This is a genomic window from Mobiluncus sp. (assembly GCF_985070215.1).
In genome coordinates this window covers 1-21,233 of record NZ_CFKZQR010000027.1, presented here as the reverse complement: position 1 = coordinate 21,233, position 21,233 = coordinate 1, and the positions used below count along the sequence as shown (strand labels likewise).

General features: G+C 54.7%; 16 protein-coding genes. 13 read left to right on the top strand and 3 right to left on the bottom strand.

The features are described 5' to 3' along the window. Positions 1–144: 144 nt before the first annotated feature. Positions 145–435 carry a WhiB family transcriptional regulator gene (locus tag AC5LBQ_RS06275; RefSeq protein ID WP_279107354.1) on the bottom strand — a complete coding sequence of 97 codons (291 nt, stop codon included), beginning with the start codon at positions 433–435 and terminating at the stop codon, positions 145–147. 261 nt (positions 436–696) lie between these two features. Between AC5LBQ_RS06275 and guaB the strand changes: the two genes are divergently transcribed. The 8 genes from guaB to AC5LBQ_RS06235 all read left to right on the top strand — a co-directional run bounded on the left by guaB (position 697) and on the right by AC5LBQ_RS06235 (position 12,327). Further along, the gene (guaB, locus tag AC5LBQ_RS06270; protein WP_297346516.1) at positions 697–2,232 is read left to right on the top strand and encodes an IMP dehydrogenase; all 1,536 of its coding nucleotides are present in this window, start codon (positions 697–699) and stop codon (positions 2,230–2,232) included. A 43-nt stretch (positions 2,233–2,275) separates the two neighbouring features. Beyond that, complete coding sequence (locus AC5LBQ_RS06265; protein WP_297346515.1) at positions 2,276–2,998, top strand: exonuclease domain-containing protein; 723 nt, start codon at positions 2,276–2,278, stop codon at positions 2,996–2,998. Positions 2,999–3,133: 135 nt separating this feature from the next. Beyond that, positions 3,134–3,823: a queuosine precursor transporter gene (locus AC5LBQ_RS06260; RefSeq protein ID WP_493264953.1), complete on the top strand. Its 690-nt coding sequence runs from the start codon at positions 3,134–3,136 to the stop codon at positions 3,821–3,823. Positions 3,824–3,840: 17 nt separating this feature from the next. Then, positions 3,841–5,154 (top strand): tRNA guanosine(34) transglycosylase Tgt, encoded by a 1,314-nt coding sequence (gene tgt, locus AC5LBQ_RS06255; protein ID WP_493264952.1) that lies wholly within the window; start codon positions 3,841–3,843, stop codon positions 5,152–5,154. A gap of 84 nt (positions 5,155–5,238) precedes the next feature. After that, positions 5,239–6,357 (top strand): GuaB3 family IMP dehydrogenase-related protein, encoded by a 1,119-nt coding sequence (locus AC5LBQ_RS06250; RefSeq protein WP_493264951.1) that lies wholly within the window; start codon positions 5,239–5,241, stop codon positions 6,355–6,357. A 50-nt stretch (positions 6,358–6,407) separates the two neighbouring features. Continuing rightward, complete coding sequence (locus AC5LBQ_RS06245; RefSeq protein WP_493264950.1) at positions 6,408–8,072, top strand: ABC transporter ATP-binding protein/permease; 1,665 nt, start codon at positions 6,408–6,410, stop codon at positions 8,070–8,072. Continuing rightward, the gene (locus AC5LBQ_RS06240) at positions 8,069–9,952 is read left to right on the top strand and encodes an ABC transporter ATP-binding protein (RefSeq protein ID WP_493264949.1); all 1,884 of its coding nucleotides are present in this window, start codon (positions 8,069–8,071) and stop codon (positions 9,950–9,952) included. The genes AC5LBQ_RS06245 and AC5LBQ_RS06240 overlap by 4 nt, the downstream gene beginning before the upstream one ends. Positions 9,953–10,221: 269 nt before the next feature. Further along, the gene (locus tag AC5LBQ_RS06235; protein WP_493264948.1) at positions 10,222–12,327 is read left to right on the top strand and encodes a neutral/alkaline non-lysosomal ceramidase N-terminal domain-containing protein; all 2,106 of its coding nucleotides are present in this window, start codon (positions 10,222–10,224) and stop codon (positions 12,325–12,327) included. A gap of 184 nt (positions 12,328–12,511) precedes the next feature. On the opposite strand, the gene AC5LBQ_RS06230 is transcribed toward AC5LBQ_RS06235, so the two are convergent. Both AC5LBQ_RS06230 and AC5LBQ_RS06225 read right to left on the bottom strand, forming a co-directional pair. Then, positions 12,512–12,904 carry an MmcQ/YjbR family DNA-binding protein gene (locus AC5LBQ_RS06230; protein ID WP_493264947.1) on the bottom strand — a complete coding sequence of 131 codons (393 nt, stop codon included), beginning with the start codon at positions 12,902–12,904 and terminating at the stop codon, positions 12,512–12,514. Positions 12,905–13,038: 134 nt separating this feature from the next. Continuing rightward, positions 13,039–14,067 (bottom strand): LacI family DNA-binding transcriptional regulator, encoded by a 1,029-nt coding sequence (locus AC5LBQ_RS06225; RefSeq protein WP_493264946.1) that lies wholly within the window; start codon positions 14,065–14,067, stop codon positions 13,039–13,041. A gap of 101 nt (positions 14,068–14,168) precedes the next feature. Between AC5LBQ_RS06225 and AC5LBQ_RS06220 the strand changes: the two genes are divergently transcribed. The 5 genes from AC5LBQ_RS06220 to AC5LBQ_RS06200 form a co-directional block, all read left to right on the top strand. Further along, a complete protein-coding gene (locus tag AC5LBQ_RS06220; RefSeq protein WP_493264945.1) occupies positions 14,169–17,276 on the top strand; it encodes an alpha-mannosidase in 3,108 nt (1,035 codons plus the stop codon). Beyond that, complete coding sequence (locus tag AC5LBQ_RS06215) at positions 17,273–18,487, top strand: glycoside hydrolase 5 family protein (RefSeq protein WP_493264944.1); 1,215 nt, start codon at positions 17,273–17,275, stop codon at positions 18,485–18,487. The genes AC5LBQ_RS06220 and AC5LBQ_RS06215 overlap by 4 nt, the downstream gene beginning before the upstream one ends. Positions 18,488–18,540: 53 nt before the next feature. Further along, positions 18,541–19,809: an extracellular solute-binding protein gene (locus tag AC5LBQ_RS06210; RefSeq protein ID WP_493264943.1), complete on the top strand. Its 1,269-nt coding sequence runs from the start codon at positions 18,541–18,543 to the stop codon at positions 19,807–19,809. Between the two features lie 83 nt (positions 19,810–19,892). Further along, the gene (locus AC5LBQ_RS06205) at positions 19,893–20,813 is read left to right on the top strand and encodes a carbohydrate ABC transporter permease (protein WP_493264942.1); all 921 of its coding nucleotides are present in this window, start codon (positions 19,893–19,895) and stop codon (positions 20,811–20,813) included. After that, the coding region (locus tag AC5LBQ_RS06200; protein ID WP_493264941.1) for an ABC transporter permease family protein at positions 20,810–21,233 on the top strand (424 nt) is incomplete at its 3' end. The genes AC5LBQ_RS06205 and AC5LBQ_RS06200, both read left to right, overlap by 4 nt.

Sequence of the window (21,233 nt, the reverse complement as noted above, 5' to 3'; positions counted from 1 at the left end):
GTCCGAAATATAACGCTTCGGCGGGCGGAGCAGGCGATTAGGCTTACGGTTATATAGACATTTTGGGGGCTGAGCCACTGGCTCAGCCCCCAAAATATATGCAATTTCTAGCGGCGGATTCGCCCCCGCCCGGGCTCTACAGGTTTAAGCGGATTTAGCCTCCCGTTCCTTCCAGTAAGCGGCGCGTTCCTCCTCAGTCATGCCGCCCCAGATGCCGTAAGGTTCATGGGCATTCAGAGCGTAACTGCGGCACTGTTCCAATACCGGACAAGTCGCGCAAATCGCTTTGGCCTGCGCGGCACGCCGCCGCCGGGTTCCCCCGCGTTCACCGTCTGGATGGAAGAAAGCCGCCGTCCCCAAATCCTTACAGGCAGCTTCATCCTGCCATTCCCAAGATTCAATAGTCGGAGCGGGGAGATACGTTACATTACTCATTTTCTTCCTTTCCCTCGCGGTGTTTTCTTACTCTTCAAGACTAGGGGGTGTGTCGGCAATCCAGCGTCCTACCACAGGACGATTTAGACTCGCCAGACCGTCCTTCAGTAGTAGTGAACCAACTCCAGAACCCAATCCGAGCGGATCACTGGCAAACCCAACTTGAACTGCGATTCCCACCCTGTCAGCACCGTTAGCGTGAGAGCGTTAGAATAAACATCAACATCGGAAGATTTATTCCCAGGTATTTAAGGAAGGCATATGAGCGAAATCACGAATCCCTTGCAAGACCTTGAAAATGGTGTTGAACCGCGGTTTTTGACCGGTTTGACCTACGATGACGTGCTGTTATTGCCAGAGGTTACAGATGTGATTCCCGCCGAAGTGGACACGTCCACTCGCTTTTCCAAAGAAATCAAGCTGCATATCCCCTTGATTTCCGCCGCTATGGACACCGTGACTGAATCGCGTATGGCGATTGCTATGGCGCGTCAGGGCGGCATAGGGATTTTGCACCGTAACCTTTCCATCGAGAGTCAAGCCCAACAGGTGCGTCAAGTGAAACGCTCCGAGTCGGGCATGGTGACTGATCCCGTCACCATCGGCCCTAACGCCACCATTGAACAGCTCGACGAACTGTGTGCCAAGTATCGGGTATCGGGCTTGCCCGTCGTGACTGACGACTACGAATTGCTGGGTATCATTACCAATCGCGACCTGCGTTTCGTGCCCACCACCCAGTGGGGCACCAGGACAGTGCAGGAATGCATGACGCCGATGCCGCTGATTACCGGGCGCACCGGTATCTCTCGCGAAGAAGCGATGAAGCTGCTGGCAGAAAATCGTATAGAGAAACTGCCTTTGATTGATGAAAACGGCAAGCTGACCGGCCTCATTACGGTCAAAGACTTTGTGAAAACCGAGCAGTTCCCGCACGCTACCAAAGATTCCCAAGGTCGTTTGGTGGTGGGCGCAGCTATCGGCTACTGGGGAGACGCGTGGGAACGTGCTCAGGCCCTGGCCGAGGCAGGTGTCGACGCCCTGATTGTGGATACCGCGAACGGTGGGGCCAAGTTAGCTTTAGAGATGATTACGCGAATCAAGAACGATTCGGGGTTCTCCGGGGTGCAAGTTGTGGGTGGAAACGTTGCCACCAGGGAGGGCGCACAAGCCTTGATTGATGCGGGTGTTGACGGGGTCAAGGTCGGTGTTGGTCCGGGGTCCATTTGTACCACTCGCGTGGTGGCTGGGGTGGGGGTGCCTCAGATTACCGCCATTATGATGGCTGCAGAAGCGTGTGACCGTGCGGATGTGCCGCTCATCGCCGATGGCGGTTTGCAGTATTCCGGCGATATTGCCAAAGCCTTGGTTGCCGGCGCTCAGACGGTGATGCTGGGTTCCCTGTTGGCTGGCTGTGAAGAATCCCCAGGTGAACTCGTGTTCATGAACGGTAAACAGTGGAAGCACTACCGCGGAATGGGTTCGCTCGGGGCCATGAGTTCGCGCGGCCGCAAGTCCTACTCAAAAGACCGTTATTTCCAGGCCGATGTCTCCAGCGACGACAAGATTGTTCCCGAAGGCATTGAAGGCCAGGTTCCCTACCAAGGCACCCTCGGCTCGGTGGTGTATCAGCTGGTGGGAGGGTTACACCAGTCGATGTTCTATACCGGGGCACATACCATTGAGGAGCTGCGCCATCGGGGTCGTTTTGTGCGTATCACCCAGGCAGGCTTGCGGGAATCTCATCCTCATGATGTTGAAGTCACCGTGGAAGCCCCGAACTATCAACGTCACTGAGGCTGGGGATTTTCGCCTCCAGGGTGTGTGAGAGACTTGGGCTATGAATGAAATGAATGACATGAATACCCCCTGGCTTCATCAGGAAGTCTTGGGATTCGACACGGAAACGACCGGTGTCTTTACGTCTCGTGACCGTATCGCTACGGTGTCGCTGATACGTAGGATAAACGGCGAGGATGCGCCGCTTTACTGGGTCATCAATCCTGGCGTTCCCATGCCTCCCGCTGCCGGTCGGGTTAATGGTCTGACTGATGAATACTTGCAGGCTAACGGGGTTGAGCCGCGAGTTGGACTCGATGAAGTTGCGGGTATTATCGCGGAAACAATGCGTAGGGGGGTGCCCGTAGTGGGCTTCAACGTCACCTTCGATTTCGCGATTCTGGAAGCGGAACTGAAACGTCACGGCTTGCAAACCTTGCGCCAGCGCCTGGATGGACAGTTAGAGCCGATAGTTGATCCCTTGGTGTTGGATCGAATCCTGGATCGTTATCGGAAGGGGAAACGTAACTTGGCCTCCGTCTGCACCGCTTACGATTTGCCTTTGCGTGACGATTTCCACAACGCTCAAGGTGATGTTGCCGCGACTTTGGATTTGCTCGGTGCTATGTCTGAGCGATTCCCGGAATTGCTGGAAATGGGGCCCGGGGAGATGATGCAGTTCCAGGCGGAGGGTCACAGCCAGTGGGCTCAGAGTTTCAACGAGTTTATGTCGGCGCGGAAACCAGATTTCCGCCCGGTGTCACTGCGCTGGCCACAGTTTTAGCGCCGCCAGTGGGTGTGTCGGGTTAAGAGTAGGGGAGTATAACCAGTGAAATCGACCGAGAGGTCTGAACAGGCACCTCAGCGCCCTGTAGTCAACTTTGTGGCTGCGGGCGAGGGCCGTTTTTTTGATATTTTCATGACCTTGTTTGTAGCGCTGCTACTCATTTCGAACATCTCCGCCACCAAACTCATCGGCGGACCGTGGGGATTGATTTTTGATGGCGGAGCCGTCATGTTCCCCTTCACCTACATCCTGGGGGATATCCTCTCGGAGGTTTATGGATTTCGTGGGGCGCGCCGGGCGGTCCTGACCGGGTTTGGGATTTCCATCTTGGCATCGGGCCTGTTCTTCCTGGTTGCCAAAGCGCCGCCGGCCAGTGGAGACTTTATCACTCCTGCTTTCGCTCAGGTTTTCGGGTTCGTTCCGCGTATTGTGGCGGCTTCCCTGGCGGGGTACGTGCTGGGGCAGCTGTTAAATGCTCTGGTGTTGGTGCGGATTAAGGGTCGCACCGGAGAGCGTTTTCTCTGGGTCCGTATGATTGCTTCTACCTTGGTCGGTGAATTGGTAGATACCGTGGCATTTTGCACCATCGCTTTTGCCGGGTTGATTTCGGGGCCGGAATTTTTCAACTACGTGCTGACCGGTTACGTGTACAAGTGTGCGTTGGAAATCATCATGTCGCCGCTCAGCATTCAGGTCATTGGGTGGGTGAAACGCGGTGAAAAAAATTATGTACCGATTGATACAGAAATGTCATCTTCTCAAACTCTCAAAGCTAATAATGGACCAATCAGTACAGAAACTATTTCTTCACAACGTTCTTAACCTGGGGTGATGATTGGGTGAATGAAAATTTTGAGATTGTAGCGCGTCTGGGTCAGCTGGGGCGAGCGGGGGTTATCCACACTCCCCACGGAGACATTCCCACCCCTGCTTTTATACCGGTCGGTACAAAAGCGACGGTGAAGGCGCTCGTCCCCGAGATGATACGGGAACTTGGTGCGGCGGCGGTGCTGGCGAACGCTTACCACCTCTATCTGCAGCCAGGTCCGGAACTCGTCGATAGGGCCGGTGGCCTGGGGGCTTTTATGCACTGGGATGGGCCAACTTTCACCGATTCTGGCGGATTCCAAGTCCTCAGTTTGGGCGCAGGATACAAGAAAGTCCTTAGTCAAGAATTCGCCGCCTCGGCTCGGGAGCGTAGTGTCTCGCGCGATCACGGCAACCACGAACGTTCCGGGGACAAACGAAAACTTTTGGAACAGGCCGAAGAAGCCGCTGAACTGTCGCCTCCAGATAAACGTCAAGCTCACCCCGGCTTAGCGCGGGTTGATGACGACGGCGTTAATTTTCGCTCACACCTGGATGGAACCAAACATCGGTTTACCCCGGAAATCTCGATGCAGATTCAGCACCACCTGGGCGCCGATATTATTTTCGCTTTCGATGAGCTAACCTCCCTGCTGCATTCCTATGACTACCAGGTAGTTTCCTTGGAACGTACCCGAAAATGGGCAGAGCGCTGTCTGGCGGAACATGAGCGGCTCACCGTGGAACGTGCCGACAAGTCTTACCAGATGCTGTTCGGAGTTATCCAAGGAGCGCAATGGGAGGATTTGCGCCGCCGCGCCGCACACGACCTCGGGGGAATGGAAATCTCGGGGCGTCGCTTTGACGGATTTGGCATCGGAGGCGCCTTGGAAAAGGAAAACCTCGGCGTGATTTGTTCCTGGGTGTGTCAAGAGCTACCCGAGGACCGTCCGCGTCACCTGCTGGGAATCTCAGAACCGGAAGATTTCTTTGCCGGCATTGAAAACGGAGCTGATACCTTCGACTGCGTCTCTCCGTCTCGCGTGGCTCGCACCGGAGCAGCGTATTTGCCTACCGGCAGGACGAATGTGGCGCGGGCAGCTTTCCGAGAGGACTTTGGCCCTCTCCAGGAGGGCTGTGGCTGCTATACCTGCACAAACTACACTCGCGCCTACCTCCACCACCTGCTGAAGGCCAAGGAAATGCTGGCTTCGACACTGCTGACCATCCACAACGAGTACTACACCGTTCACCTGGTCCACAGCATCCGTCAGGCTATTATCGCTGGTGAGGATGCGTATCGGGACTTTAAACACCGAACTTTAAGCCAGCTGGGGCGGGAGTAATTGTTGTGGCAGGGCAACGCCGGGAACTGGTCTCTGGCGTTGCCAGTCGCACCCGCTCGAGGTGCATTTTGGTAGGCTGAATCCATGAATGAAGAAGTCCAGATTGGGCGCGGTAAACGGGGGCGTCGAGCCTATTCTTTCGATCAAATCGCGGTGGTGCCCTCTCGCCGCACGCGAGATCCTCGCGATGTCTCGCTGGCTTGGCAATTTGACGCTTATTATATGAAAGTTCCGGTCATGGGTGCGCCGATGGATTCGGTGATGAGCCCGCAAAATGCCATCGCCTTGGGAAAAATGGGTGGAGTCGGGGTCCTGGACTTGGAGGGGCTGTGGACCCGATACGTTGACCCTCTGCCTCTATACGAAGAACTGGCAGAACTCGACGAAGGTGGAGTGAAAGCTACCGCTAAGCTGCAGGAAATTTACAACGAGCCCATCAAGCCGGAACTAATGCGGGCTAGGTTGGAAGAAATCAAAGCTGCTGACGTTATCGTGGCCGGAGCTATGAGCCCGGCCGGTACCCAAAAATTGTGGGAACATGTAGCGGATTCAGGGCTTGATCTGTTCGTGGTACGCGGTTCTACCGTGTCTGCGGATCATGTTTCCTCCCAAGCAGAACCGCTGAATCTCAAGCAATTCGTGCATCAGGTGGACATTCCAGTCATCGTCGGAGGTGTCGCCACCTATACCGGGGCGCTACACCTGATGCGTACTGGTGCGGCCGGAGTGCTGGTGGGATTCGGCGGGGGAGCCGCCTCCACCACTCGCCGCACCATGGGTATCCACGTCCCGATGGCGACGGCGGTAGCGGATGTGGCGGCGGCACGGCGGGACTTCTTGGATGAATCCGGTGGCAGGTATGTCCACGTTATCGCTGACGGCGGCATCGGCTTTGCGGGAGACGTGGTGAAAGCCATCGCTTGCGGGGCTGATGCGGTCATGTTGGGCAGCGCTTTGGCCAGGGCTTACGAGGCGCCCGGACACGGATGGCACTGGGGCAGTGAAGCGCACCACTCAACCTTGCCACGCGGTTCCCGGGTCAAAGTCGGCACAGTCGGCACCTTGGAGCAAGTTATGTTCGGTCCTGCCGACAATGCTGAAGGGACCCTCAACATGATGGGAGCGCTGCGCCGGACGATGGCCACGACAGGTTATACCGACGTCAAGGAACTCCAGCGAGTCGAAGTGGTTACCAGCTATTGAGTACCTCCCGCTTAGCCCCAAAAAAGCCAGGTAAAACCCAGTTTGCGGCATTGCAAACTGCCGCGGGTCGCCGCGCTAATCGCGTGGTGCTGGGGCTGTTTTGGCTCATGACACTCGGCCTGATTACGGTTTTTGTCGCGGCGGGGCAGATTCTGGACTCTTACCTACACCCCGAATGGTCCTTTCCTGCCACCCCTCACTGGGTTCTCGCAATTTTGGGCATCGTCCTGGTATTTGGGGCACACTTTTCGTTGTCGCGGCGCTCGACGCGGTCTCAGATACGTGAAGAAAATCACGTTCGACAAGCTCTTTTGACCCAGAGTTTTCGCACCGGACCTGCGCGGATGAATCAGGAAAGCGCCGGAAAGGTTGTGGCATCAGCGACCGAATCAGCCGAAAAGTTTACCCGGTATCGTCAGGGGTTCCTGCCTCAGGTGCAAGGCTCTTTCAGTGCGCCGGTGCTGATAGTGGCAGCGATGGGGATTTTTGTGCACCCTTTCCTGGCGCTGTTGCTGGTGTTGTGCCTGCCGTTGGCAGCCGGGACGGTGTGGCTTTTCCAAAAGCTCTTTCGGCGTTCCTCAGCGAAATCCGCGCGGGCTCGGGCGGCTTTAGCGGCAAACTACCTGGAAGTATTGCAGGGACTCACAACCCTGCAGCTACTGGGGGCAGCGGACCGGATGGGAGGCAAACTGGAGACAGTGGGCGAAGAGAATCGGCGAGCCACCATGAGCCTGCTGCGTTCCAATCAAGTCATTATTTTTGTACTCGATGCAGTGTTTTCGCTGTTCGTCATCACATCGGTGTCCGCCTTGTCAATGTACCTAGTGTCTCTCGGGGAGATGACTCTGGGCAAAGTGGTGACGGCGCTGGGTCTGGCGATGTTACTGCTGGAACCGATTGACCATTTCGGGGCATTTTTCTATATAGCGATGGGCGGACGGGGCGCCGGGCGGGCCATCTTAGGATTCATGCACTCGCGGGCCAGCCATTCGGCTGCCAGCTGCGAGGATGCCTCCGTTGCTCTTCACGGTGATGCTGAAGTTACGGGTGAGGACGTTCCCGCGGGAGATGCTGAGATTCCCGCGGTGTATCTGGAAAATGTCGGTGTTCGCTACGGGAATCAGCAGGTCCTCCAAGGGGTGAACCTCAGAGTGCCTTCCGGCGAACGTGTGGCGATTGTGGGGGATTCTGGACAGGGCAAAACCACCTTATTGAACGTAATGAAGGGATTTTTGACTCCAAGTGAGGGCCGGGTAGAGGTCGCCGGTAATACCGCTGACTTGGCGCAGCGCTCGGCGTTAGTTAGTCAAAATACCTGGCTGTTTACCGGCACCGTGCGGGAAAACCTTCAGATGGCAGCCCCGCAGGCGTCTGATACCGAATTGTGGGATGCTTTGCGAGCGGCGCATCTTGATGCTGAAATCCAACAGATGCCGCTGGGGCTGGACACTGCCGTGGGCGAAAATGGGATAGGCCTTTCGAGCGGACAGAAACAGCGTCTCAGCTTGGCGCGGGCCCTTGGGAGCGGTCGAAAAATTTTGTTGCTGGATGAAGCGACCTCCCAAGTTGATTTAAATTCTGAGCGAAAAATTTTGGATGCTCTCCAAGCCCTGGGGCATGACTATACACTCATCATGGTGTCACACCGCGGGGCTCTGACTGCGCTGGCAGACCGCGTTTTGCTGGTCGAATACGGAAGGCTGGTGGAGCGGTGATACCCCTGAACAACGCATCAGACTCAAAGAACGTCGCGCCGTCTCTCTCGGTGGAGGGCCAGGACAGTTCCTCGTCCGCAACGCGGCCTTCCACACCAGCCGCAGCGGGGCTGCAGACAGTTATCAGCTGGCTGCTCTCCTCGACTCGCACAGTGTTGAGACCGGTAGCCGCTTCCACCCTTGCCAGGCTGGTCGATCAAATCCTGGGCATAGTCCTGTTCGTCATACCGGCAGTGTTGGTGGTGAACCTGGTGATGAGCAATCTGGATTGCGGTTGTGTCCGTGGTGTGTCAGCCAACTTGGGGGGACTGTTGACAGTGATGGCGGGGACCGCGCTTCTGAAAGGTTTAGCTCGCTACCTGGAACAATACTGGGGCCACTTGGTTGCCTTCAAGGCTTTGGAACTGTTGCGTAACCAAGCCTACCGTGCCATTTATCCCCAAGCTCCCGCCATCGTGACTGATAACCACAGCGGAGAACTCTTGGCGCGGCTCACGAAAGATATAGATCGTATCGAAGTATTCTTTGCCCACACTTTTGCGCCCGCGATAACGGCATTCCTGGTTCCCGGCATTGTTACCGCGGTGACTTTTGCAGTCGCACCCTGGCAATTTGGCGTAGCCGTGGCAGGAATTCTCATCGTAGGACTTATGATACCTTGGTGCGGTATATCTTCTGGGCACGCGGCCGCGCGCAATAAACTCGCCGCTCGCGGCCGTGTCGCCGCGGATGTCACCGACTCGCTGGGAGGCTTGGCGGAAGTCGTGGGATACGGCCTGTGCGAAGCGCGGCTTGCCGGGAGTGAGAGGCTGGGCGAGGAACTGGTCCGTGCCAGCCTGCGCGAGACTGACAAGTCAGCATTCCGCGGCGCGTTCCTCTCCGCGTGGCGAATGGCTGCGGTGCTGATTTTGCTGGCGGTGGGGGCTGCGCTGTATCAGTCAGGCTCACTGGAAATGGCTGCCTGGATAGCGATAATGTTTGCGGTTTTGCGCTGCTGGGACGGGTTTAAAGCCGTAGTGGACTTTGGAACCGAACTGAATACCTCCCTGGCTGCGGCGCGACGTGTCTACCAGCTGACCCATGCCGGACTGGAGTTACGTGAGGGGCAGGAAATTGTGCGGCAAACCACCCCGTTGGCCGTGGAATTTAGTCAGGTTAGCTTTCGCTATCCCGAACCTACCAACGCGGCCCCACGGCTAGACACGGCAACGGGGACTATCGAACAAGTCAACCTCAAGTTAGCGCCGGGCTCGTGGACCGCCCTGGTAGGGGCGACGGGCGGCGGAAAGTCGACCCTGGCGCGACTTTTGCTACGTTTCTACGACCCTGATGCGGGAACGGTCTTTCTGGACGGGTACGGTTTGCGCGAATACCGCCTCGCGTCCCTGCGCGAAGCGGTGTCTCTAGTCAGTGCCGAGTCAACAATTTTCGATATGACCATCGCGGAAAACTTACGTCTGGCCAGCCCACACGCCAGTGAAAGCCAACTGTGGTGGGCTTTGGCGATGGCGGGAATGGACGCGGAAGTGAAAGCAATGCCGGGGGGACTGCAGCATCGCGTGTCTTCACGAGGGGCAGCCCTCAGTGGGGGACAACGTCAGCGGCTTTCCCTTGCTCGTGCCCTCCTGCGCCAATCCCCAATCCTCATTCTGGACGAGCATACGGCGCATCTGCCTGCACCTTTAGCTTCCCGCATCAACGACAATCTGCGCGGCCTCACACCGCGCCCCACCATCTTGGAGATTACGCACAACCTGGATCGGATTGCCCAAGCCGATTGGGTTGCGGTGCTGGATTTGGGCCACATTGTGGAACAGGGGAAACCTCAGGACCTCCTGGCGAACCGAGATTCAGCACTGTGCCGCCTGCGGGGCAAATAAAAGCCGTAACTCGCCGCTCACCCAAGCCATTGCAGACACGGCTGACGCGAATAGAGAAAGCTATTGAGCGGACAAAACAGGACAAAATAGGGAATGGCATTACTTAGCTTTTGAAATAATTGTCCCCGCGATGGCAAAAGTGAGCCGAATTCTTAAGTTATTGTGAATAAACCCTGTATAAATCCAGTTAGTTTGCGGTGTAAGCTAGAGGCTGTCGGTGTTCTTCGCTGACCATGCCAACTTCAACTCAACGCAGAGCAGGAAACAACATGAACAAAGCACAACGATTTAAGCGGCTCGCCATAACCTTTACCGGGGCGGTGGCGCTCGTCGGAGCCAGCCTGGTAGGCGTGTCCGGACTGACACCGGAGGCTAGCGCTTCTGAGAGCACTTACTTGATAGGCACCGGTATCTCCGATGTGACCGGCGCTATTGCGGAAAACGGCGCCTTCGGCTACGCCTCGCACCAAGAGATGAAAGGCCTGCAGCAACGTGTGTATGCCCATGCCTTTATCGTCGCTGATCAGGTTACCGGCAAGCGCGTGGTTTATGTCAGCGTCGATACCGGCGGCACTTTCAACGCGGTACGGGTACGGGTTTTGGACAAACTTAAGGCAATGTATCCAGGTCTGTATGACGAGGGCAACGTGATGATTGGCATCACCCACTCGCACGTGTCGCCGGCAGGAACCTCCACCGATAAACTTTATGAAATCGCCGCGGAGGATAAGACTATGCATGGGTTCAGCCAACAGGTGTTGGATATCACCGTGGACGGCATCGTCAAAGCGATTTCCCGGGCGCACAACAACCTCGAACCCGGAACCATCGAGATGAAGCGCACAAACGTCCACGGCATTACGCGGAACCGCTCTCTGGCGGCGTACCTGCAAAACGATGACGTCAATAAATACGACGACTCGGTAGAAACGACGATGGACCAACTGGAGTTCACTTCTGCAGCTGGTGAGAAACTCGGCGTATTCAACTGGTTCTCAACTCACGCCACGTCCTTCCCGATGCACTGGGACCTGTATTCCGGCGACTCGAAAGGCTACGCGGAATACCTGTACGAACAGAAGTTTGGTACTGACCCGAATCAAGACAAGACCTTTGTGGCAGCATTCCCTGCTTCAGGTACGGGAGACATGGTTCCCGTGGCGGGCAACTCGTCCTCCACCCCGGATTTCATGGGAACCCCTGATGATTACTACAACGCTGAAAAGCATGGTCAGGAACAGTTCGACGCATCTTGGCAGCTGTGGAATAGCCCCGGAGACACAGTTAAAGGCGCCGTTGACTATCGGGGACGTTACGTCCAGTTTAAGAACTATGTCGTCAAAGCGGCTTACACGGAAGGCGCCGGGGACCAGAAACTGTGCGTCCCGGCTCGTGGTTATTCCTTTGCTGCGGGCGGAGAAAACGGCCCCTCGGGAATTCCTGGAATCTATGAAGGTATGACCAAGGACAGCTTCTCGGTTCGCGATGTCATCAACAAGGTCGATCAATCCAGCTTGGGCGGTTTGGTGCGTTTCGCCTTTGCCTCGATTTCTTGGACGGGCAATGATCCCTGCCAGGCGGAAAAGCCAGTTTTGCTCCCCGATGGCAAGTGGGGCTGGGCTTCGACAGTGGAGCCGGTACAGTTGCTGCGTATCGGCAACGTGGCTATTGTCGGGGTTCCGACTGAGACGGGCACTATGGGCGTGCGCCACCTGCGGGAATCCGTGGAACGGATTTTGGCACCGCTCGGCGTAGAGAAGGTCATCTTTTCCGGAGCTGCGAACGATTACGCCGGTTATGTTTCCACTCGTGAAGAGTACGCTGCCCAACATTACGAGGGCGCTTCCACCGAGTTTGGTCCTTACGAGTTGTCCGCCCTGCAGCAAGAGGTAGATGGCTTGGCGCAAGCCATGGTCGACGGCACTGCGGTCAGCAACGATGCGTGGCCCAAGGTCAGCACACGAGGCAAAATCAATCGTGCCGGGGTCGTGCTGGACGACAAGCCGTGGCGTCAAAAGTTCGGACAGGTGCTGGTTCAGCCCCTCGAGCAGTACAACCAGGGAGATACGGCGAAAGCCGTGTTCCGTGGGGCCCACCCCAAGAACAACTTGCGCGTGGGCGGGACCTTCCTCAAGGTGCAGCGTCAGGCTGAGGATGGGACTTGGCAAGATTACCTGACGGACCGTGACTGGGACACCAGTTACCGCTGGGAACGCGAGGGTGCCAGCTATTCTCGTACCACGGTCGAGTGGCGGATTCGCCAAGGCACGCCGGCTGGAACCTACCGGTTGGTGCAGGACGGCGACTGGAAGAACGGTTGGAATCACCGGGTTATTCCCTACGAGGGGATATCTAATCCGTTCACAGTGAACTAGGACTAACGAATATTACTCCCTCTGGTCCGGGTAGCTGGTTTCCGCCGGCTGCCCGGACTTTATGGTTTTGTCAATGTGGGGAATCAGCAAAGTCGATGGTGCAACAGAGGGGACGAGGAACTAGGTGGAAAACACCTAGGGAAAAGCCCTAAGTACGAGATTCGACAAGGGGTGCGGAGCGGGGCTAGGCCTCCGAACTGGGCCAGTGGCGCAGGGAATCGGGCAGATGCGGACGGGACTTGACCGGCAGACGTGATACCACGTTCAGGTAAGATTCCTGAACCAGAACTTTCAACAGTTCCAGGTCGATTTCCGCGCCGGGGTACACGCTAATCCAGCGGTCTTTGTTCATGTGCCAGCCGGGGGTGATTGCCGCATAGCGCTGGGTCAGCGCCAGGCCGTCCTCCGGCAGAACGGCCAAGTTCACAACCGGGGTGCCGTGGACCTCCACCATCACCACGAACCACTTCCCGCACACTTTTACGGCCTCCCACTGCGGGGAATACACCCACGGCTCAGCGCCGGGCAGCTCCAGAGCCGCTGCCCGAGCCTGATCCCACAATTCCTCGGCTTTCATACGTTCCCCCGTGACGTTTACCTGGTTTATTCACCCTCAAATGTAGTGCTTCTCGGTTTTATTGTGTATTTTTATGGCATTTTTGTGAGAGTTCCGACAGGGATTCAACTAGGCCGTATCCGTTTCGATTGCAATCATGTGGCTGTGCCGGGCGGGGTAGCGCTGGATTCTCGGGGAATGAGGCTGGATACATCACATGTATAGCTGCGTGCGGGTTTACCAGCTAAATATTCAGTTAAGAGGTTTGCGGCTACCACCGCGTAAAGCGAAGGGTCGCGTGATACTGCTGTAATGGCGGGGGAAGTGACTCGGCAAATGGGAGAATCTTCGCAAGACGCCAACAATACTTGCTTTCCAATAGTTAGTCCGAGTTTGAGACAGGCTTTGACCCCTCCTACGGCTAAAACCTCGTTGTCATAGATGATAGCCGGCAGTCCTTCCAGAGGTGAAAGGAGGGATAACGTGGATGAAAGTCCCTCGTTTTCGGTTGAGTTAGCGCAGATTACGCTGCCAAAATTGATTCCGCTCTCATTACCGTAATCCTGCAAAGCCTCACAGCGGCGCTTGGTGTGCAGGAGAGCTTCGTTGCCGCCCACATAGGTGACACTGGTAGCTCCGCATATTTTGAGATGGGTAGCTAACGTTGCAATTAGGCCGAATTCATTTGTGACCAGGGAAGGGAATCCTTCCACTTGTTCCCCGACGAATACACCAGGAAGGTTAAGCTCTTCGAGGAGCCGCGCGCGCGGATCTTGTGAAACCGGGTCGGTGATAACGACACCGTCCACACGACGTTCCTTGGACCACTTCCGGTAGATTTCCAGCTCCTGGTCCATCGTGGTACAGGTCTGGAGAACCAGGCTTAAACCGGCGGCGGTGAGTTGCGATTCGAGTCCCAGCAAAAAATCGAAAAAGAATCGTTCGGAAACATAGGATTCACGGGAACGTGCGATGACATAGCCGATAGCTTCGGCACGGGCTCGTGATAGTGCCTGTGCCAGGGGATGTGGAACCCACCCTTTTTGGTGTGCTATCTCTAAAATACGTTCCCTGGTCGAGCGAGAGATTCCAGGGCGATTGTTGAGGGCAAAGGACACTGCTGTGATGGATACCCCTGCCTCACGTGCAATGTCATTAATGGTGAGACGCTCCACCTCAATCACGCAACTCTCTGGAACTGGAAAATTAATTGAAATCCTTGTACTAAAGCGTTTTAGTAGCTACCATAGTACCAAATGCTACACGGAAGCAAAGGTGCTTAGATATGCATGAGAATCCAGAAATTCTGATCCAGCGGGTGAAACGTACGTTGGAAGAACGTTTGGTTCCTGCCATATATAGTCCTATATCCCCGCTACGAGTCAGCGCCTGGCGTGTTCCTCGCGAAGGGGATGTCATTGGTGAGCCAGTTTCCTTCGCTGATATCCCAGACACTTTCCCCGAATTCACAGTGGGGCAATCCTGGGGAAGTGCTTGGGAAACCACTTGGTTCAAATTTCAGGGCACGGTTCCGGCTGTCGATTCCTTGAGCTGCCGGGAAGGCGATGTGGTTGAAGCGCGTCTGGACTTGGGATGGTCTGATGTTTCGGCAGGATTTCAAGCGGAAGGTTTGGTACGGGATATCGCAGGTAATGCGATTAAAGCGGTTAATCCCCGTAACCAGTGGGTTCCTCTGCCGGTTGCGAAGCACGTTTCCCAGGATTTTCAGTTTTACGTTGAAGCTGCAGCGAACCCCTTGCTTTTGGATATACCTCCATTTCAGCCCACCGATGAGGGGGACAAACTCACTGCATCTACCGAGGATATTTATACTCTGCGCGCTGCTGAGGTTGTGGTTCGTCACGGCGATATTTACGATTTTGTCTTGGATGTGTCCATTTTGCTGGAGTTAGTGCAATCCGCAGCGCAGCTAACCCATCGAGAATTAGAAGTCCTGTTTGGTATTTCCAGTGCCTTAGATTGTCTCGATTTTCAACGCTTGTGCGACACTGTACCCCTGGCTCAGAAGCGTCTGCAACCACTGTTGGATCGTCCCGCCTTGCCCCGCGAGCACGAGCTTTTTGCGGTAGGGCACGCACATATTGATTCGGCTTGGCTGTGGCCATTGCGGGAGACAAGGCGTAAAGTTTCGCGGACCCTGGCGAATGTTGTCCGTTTGCTAGAAGACGGTCATGAGATGGTGTTTGCGCTTCCGGCGGCACAGCACGTGGCTTGGTTAGAGCAAGATGAACCGCAACTCTTTGAGCGAGTAAAAGCACTCGTGGCAAAGGGAAAAATTGTCCCGGTGGGAGGCATGTGGGTGGAGCCTGATGCGGTTCTGCCTGGAGGAGAAGCCTTAGCTCGGCAACTTGTAGAGGGCTTGAACTATTTCGCAGAAAAATTTGACGTGAACTGTCAAGAGATTTGGCTCCCCGATTCTTTTGGTTACACAGCGGCTTTACCGCAGTTAGCTCGTAGTGCAGGGATCTCGCGGTTCCTGACCCAAAAAATCTCTTGGAACCAAACCAATATATTTCCTCACCATACCTTGTGGTGGGAGGGTATAGACGGTTCGCGTGTCTTTACACATTTCCCTCCTGCAGATACCTATGGCTCAGATGTGACCGGAACTCAGCTACGTCACGCGGTTGAAAACTTTAAAGAAGCGGGGAGAGCAAATTCCTCAATGCTGCTTTATGGCTATGGGGATGGCGGGGGCGGCCCCACTAGGGAAATGTTGGAACGTTTGGCGCGAGTGCGGAATCTGGAAGGATTTGCCAAAACTCACCATGCGACACCACAGGAATTCTTTGACCAGGCTCAAGCAGAATATGACCAGCCGCCCACCTGGGTCGGAGAACTCTATCTGGAAAAACATCGCGGCACTCTGACCTCCCATGTCAGTGCCAAACAGGGGAACCGACGCAGTGAGGCGCTATTGCGTGAAGCCGAATGGTGGGCAGCAACGGCAGCCGTACGAGGGCTACTGGACTACCCTTACCAGGATTTTCAAAAGCTGTGGCACCAGGTATTGCTTTGTCAGTTTCACGACATTCTCCCCGGCAGTTCTATCGCCTGGGTTTACCGAGAAACAGCGGAAATTTATGCCTCGGTGCGGCAAAGTTGCGAAAGTATTATCGAGAAAAGCCTGCAAGCACTCGGGTCTGCGTCACCTTCGAAGGCAGACCAAGCTGGTAATGAGTCCGCTAACAGGGACGAAGCGACAAGCACCTCGCTATGTTTGGCCAACGCCACGTCTTTCCCGATTCTCTCGGTTCCCAGCGGGGCAGGCGCGACGGTGGAACCGCCTGCAAATGACTTGCAGATAAATCGAGAGAAACACGAAATCTCAAATAGCTATCTGAAGTTGCGTTTCGACGAATCGGGTCGTTGTGTTTCTTTGCAGGATCGCCAGGGAGTGGAATTTATTCCCGCCGAAGCCCCGGCCGGAATTTTTCAGATACATCAGGATTTCCCCAATCAGTGGGATGCCTGGGACATTGACTACTTTTATCGGGGTTCACTGTGTACCCCATGCATGTCTGCCCCCGAACTGGGTCTGGAGGAGGACTTTGCCTGGGTGCGTTCTCGGATGACATTTGGCGATTCTGAAGCTGCGATTACCTGGAAACTTGGTGCGCACAGTCGAGCGGTCGATATCTCAGTCGAGGCAGACTGGCACGAACAGGAAAAACTGCTAAAACTCGCTTTTGGGGTGAATCTTCACACAGACCATGCCCAATTTGAAACGCAGTTTGGTTACCTTACCAGGGCAATCCATGACAATACCTCTTGGGATGCGGCCCGCTTTGAGGTTAGTGCGCATCGCTGGCTCCGCCTCGAAAATGCTTCCTTAGCTCTAGCGATTGCCAACGATGCGACTTATGGTTGGGACATCACTCGACATCACCAAGACCGGGGAACCTATCAACTGGTGCGGGCAACCCTGGTGAAATCAGCCAAGTACCCTGACCCTCAACAAGATCAGGGACGTTTTACTTGGAACTTTCGGGTGCGTCCGCAAGCCACTGTGGTGGAGGCTATCAGGGATGGGCAGGACATTAACTTGCGACGGCGCTACTACCATGGCAACCCTATTGCACCTCTTGTCAGTGTGGAAGGAGCGGTAGTGGAATCAATGAGCCTTTGCCCTGATGAAAGCGGGGATTTGGGGTTGCGCATATACGAGGGGACTGGAGGTCCGCAACAGGTGCGAATACGTATTCCCGAGGCTCAGCGTGTCTGGACGACGGACCTGCGTTATCAACCCAGCATAGAGGCTCCGGTCTTACGTCAGATGGACGGGGAATACGTACTCGAACTGGGCGCATTCCAAATTGCAACTTTGAGAGCCAGCTTTAATTCCTCTCAATCAGGGGAGGTTAAGTCGTGAGTTTGCAGACGGAAAAATCCTCGATGAGATTTGGAGTGAATTACACCCCACGGGAAGGTTGGTTCCATTCCTGGTTGGATTTCGACCCGGGAAAGGTCAGAGCTGACCTGGAACAGATTGCTTCGCTGGGAGTGGATCACATTCGAGTGTTTCCTCTTTGGCCGTTGTTGCAGCCCAATCGCAGCCTCATTCGAAGCCAGGCCATCAATGATGTTGGTACCGTGGTGCAGATAGCTCACGAGTGTGGGCTGGACACGACTGTCGATGTGCTGCAAGGACATCTGTCATCCTTCGACTTCCTGCCCTCCTGGGTTACAAGCTGGCATGAGGTGAATGTTTTCACTGATGAAGCGGCAGTGTCTGCTGAATCGCAACTGATTCTCACTTTGGGCAAAGCCTTGCGGGAACTGCCGGGGTTTAGCGGTTTGAGTTTGGGAAATGAATTTATCCAGTTTGCCGCACCGCGCCATCCTCAATCCCAAAAAATAACTCACGAGCAGGCAGAGAAGTGGTTGGAAACGCTCTTTTCACAGACGCAACGTGTTGCGCCGGGTATGATACATACCTTTTCTCATGATGATGACATTTGGTTCGATTCGAAACACCCGTTTGTTCCCGGCGATGCGGTGAAATTCGGGGATAATATTACGGTTCATTCCTGGATCTTTGGTACCGTGGCACCACATTATGGCAAGAGCGCCGTGGAGTTGACTTGGTTTGCGCGCTACCTGTGCGAGCTGGCCGATGCTTGGGCGCGTGCCTACGGTACCGCTCCTCGCCCGATATGGTTACAGGAGGTTGGCGCCCCTGAACATTGGATAGAGCGAGAGGAAATACCGCAATTTGTCAGGGACACCGTGCTGAACCTACGCGGCGACTCAAATTGTGGGTTGAGTCCGAACCTGCGGGCGATTACCTGGTGGTGTTCACACGATGTCAACTCAGACCTTGCTGATTTTCCGCATTTCGAGCATAGCTTGGGATTGTTTGACCAGCATGGTGCCGTAAAGCCCGTTGGTCAGGCCTTCGCTGCGGCCATTAGAGAGTGGGGTAACCCTGGCCCCGCTCACTCCCGTGAGTCCCAAGAAATCGAACTGGGTACTCACAACCGGCAGCTTTTAAATGCGGACCAAGATTTTTTTGCTAACTGGGTGCGGTGGGCTAGAGAAGGGCAGGTGAAGCGTATAGATATCAAGCTAGTGGAGGATTAGTTCCAAACCACATTTCAACTGACTTATTCCCATATACAACCACAAGGAGAAACATGAAATTGCGCAACATTGCCGTACCAATTGCGGCCCTTTCCCTTTTGCTAGCCGGTTGTACCGGTGGCGGCGCCTCAACCGGAGCTGCTGGAGGCGACCAAGCCCAGGAAATAACTTTCCAAACTTGGTCTCTGAAGAACGACCGTTTCACGCCGTACTTTGAGAAGCTAGTCGCAGATTTTGAAAAAGACAATCCCGGAACCAAAGTTAACTGGATTGACCAGCCAGGTGACGGTTATGAGGACAAAATCTTGCAGCAAGCAGATTCTGGCGAACTGCCTGACGTGATTAACCTTCCGCCAGAATTTGCCTATAAATTGGCGCAAGTCGATTTGCTGGTCGACTTGGAAGCCAAGGATGCCAAGAAACTTGATGAATACGTTGATGGCGCTACTAATGCGTACCGTTACCCCGACATCAAGGGACAATACGGTTATGCTTGGTACCTTGGTACGGATTTGAACTGGTTCAACACGAAAGCCATCCAAGAGGCGGGACTGGATACGACTAATCTACCTACCGACTTGGATTCTCTGTTTGACATGGCCAAGAAGGTTGCTGCCGCAACCAATGGAGAAGTCAAAATGATTGCGGACGTACCACGAACCGGTACCCTTTCCGCTGCTGGCGTGAAAATTATTGAAAACGGTAAATTCGTGTTCAACTCGCCGGACGCGGTGAAAGTAGTGGAACGTTATAAGGATGCCTATGCCGCAGGAGCAATGCCCCCGGAGGCTTTGAATGCCGATTACCTGGGTAACTCCGCGTTGTACAAGCAAGGTAAGACCGCATGGACCACCGCTTCGGCCGGATTCCCCTCCGAATTGGAGAAAGAAGCTCCGACATTGCTGGAGAACACGGTTTCCACGCCGCGCATCGGCCATGCTCCGCTGTTTATTCAGGGAATTTCCGTGTCCGCTAAGTCAAAGGCTCCAGATCTGGCAATGAAGTTTGCGCAGTACGTGACGAATAACACGAACCAAATTGAATTCCTGAAGATAGCCCAAGGATTCTTCCCCGGTACCAAGGAAGGTAATGAGAATCCGGACAGCTTTACTTCGGTGATTGAGATTCCGTTGCAGAAAACTGCTACTGAGCAAGCTGCAGCCGCTATCGGTGATGCAACTCCAGAGTATCCAATTCAGTTTACTTACGATATGGACAAGTACCTGCAACAGCAAGTAGCCTTAGCTGTCAAGGGTGACATCCCGGTTCAAGAGGCTTTAGATAAAGCCGCAGATTACGCAAATAAGAACCTCGGGAAGTAATTTCTGAATATTGCGAAAAGAGCGAGGTTCCAGGCGACACATCAGGAGATAAAATGAAGCCCCCACACAGGTATACTCCCTACGTGCTGTTAGCACCGGCGGTGATTTGGGTACTCGTGTTTTCAATTTGGCCTTTTTTGAACACAATCTACCTGTCTTTCACCAACGCTAGACCGTTGCGCACACCAGAGTTCACTGGGTTGACCAATTACGTGCAGTTATTTGCTGACGAGCGTTTCCGATACGCCGTGGTCACCAGTCTGCTCTACGTAGTTATTTGTGTGCCGTTGCTGACTTTCTTGCCGCTGTTCCTCGCCTTGTTGGTGCAGCGTAATGTGCCTGGAATCTCGCTCTTTCGTACCACCTACTATTTCCCAGTTATTGCCTCAGTAGTGGTGGTTGGTATCATCTGGAGCTGGCTGTTCGACTCGCGCGGCCTAGTTAATGAAACCTTCCAGTTCCTAGGGTTGACGCAGACCCCCGTAAACTTTCTGATTAACCGCTGGCTGATTATTGTCTCGGCGGCTTTGCTAACGGTATGGAAAGGCCTGGGCTACTATATGGTGATTTATCTCGCTGCCTTGGGCAACGTTTCCCGGGAGCTGCACGAGGCGGCCGCCATAGATGGGGCCGGCTGGTGGCGTCGCTTCTGGAATGTCACCGTGCCGGGAGTCCGGGGTGCAATGATGCTGATTTCGGCGCTCATCACCGTGGCAGCAATCAGGGTATTTACTGAGATTTACGTACTCACCAACGGTTCTGGTGGCCCGGGCGGACAAGCACAATCGTTGGTGATGTTAATTCAGCAAACCGGAAAAGGACTAAATGGCAATCTCGGTTTCGCCTCGGCTGTTTCAGTAATTCTGTTCCTATTGACCATTGGACCGCTATTGTTCGTGGCCTGGATCAACCAGAAAACCGAATTCAAGGAGCTGCGTCGGGAACGTCGGATTCGGAAGGCGCAAAGAAAAGACATTAAATTCAATAAGGCGGTGAAATCATGAGTAAGACTCTGATGAAGCGTAGCTCTTCCCGTTCTTTTAATAAGCCTTCTCTGCCCACTATGGTGCTTCGCTACGTACTGTTGATTTTAATGATGATAATTTCTGTGGGGCCATTTTTGCTACAGCTCTCGCTGTCATTAAAGTCAAAGTACGAGGATGTATATGCATTTCCACCCAAGTTTATTCCTGAACATCCGACTTTTGAGAACTATGCCGAAGTGGCGCGAAATATTCCCGTGTTCGATTACACCTGGCACTCCCTGCTGGTGTCGGTGGCCATGGTGGTGTCAAATGTGATTCTGGCCACTATGGCTGGCTATGCTCTGGCGGCCATGCGTTTTCGTTTTCGTGGTGTAATCTTGGCCTTGATTCTCTCCACGCTGATGCTGCCGGGAGAAGTCTCTCTGACCAGCCAGTATT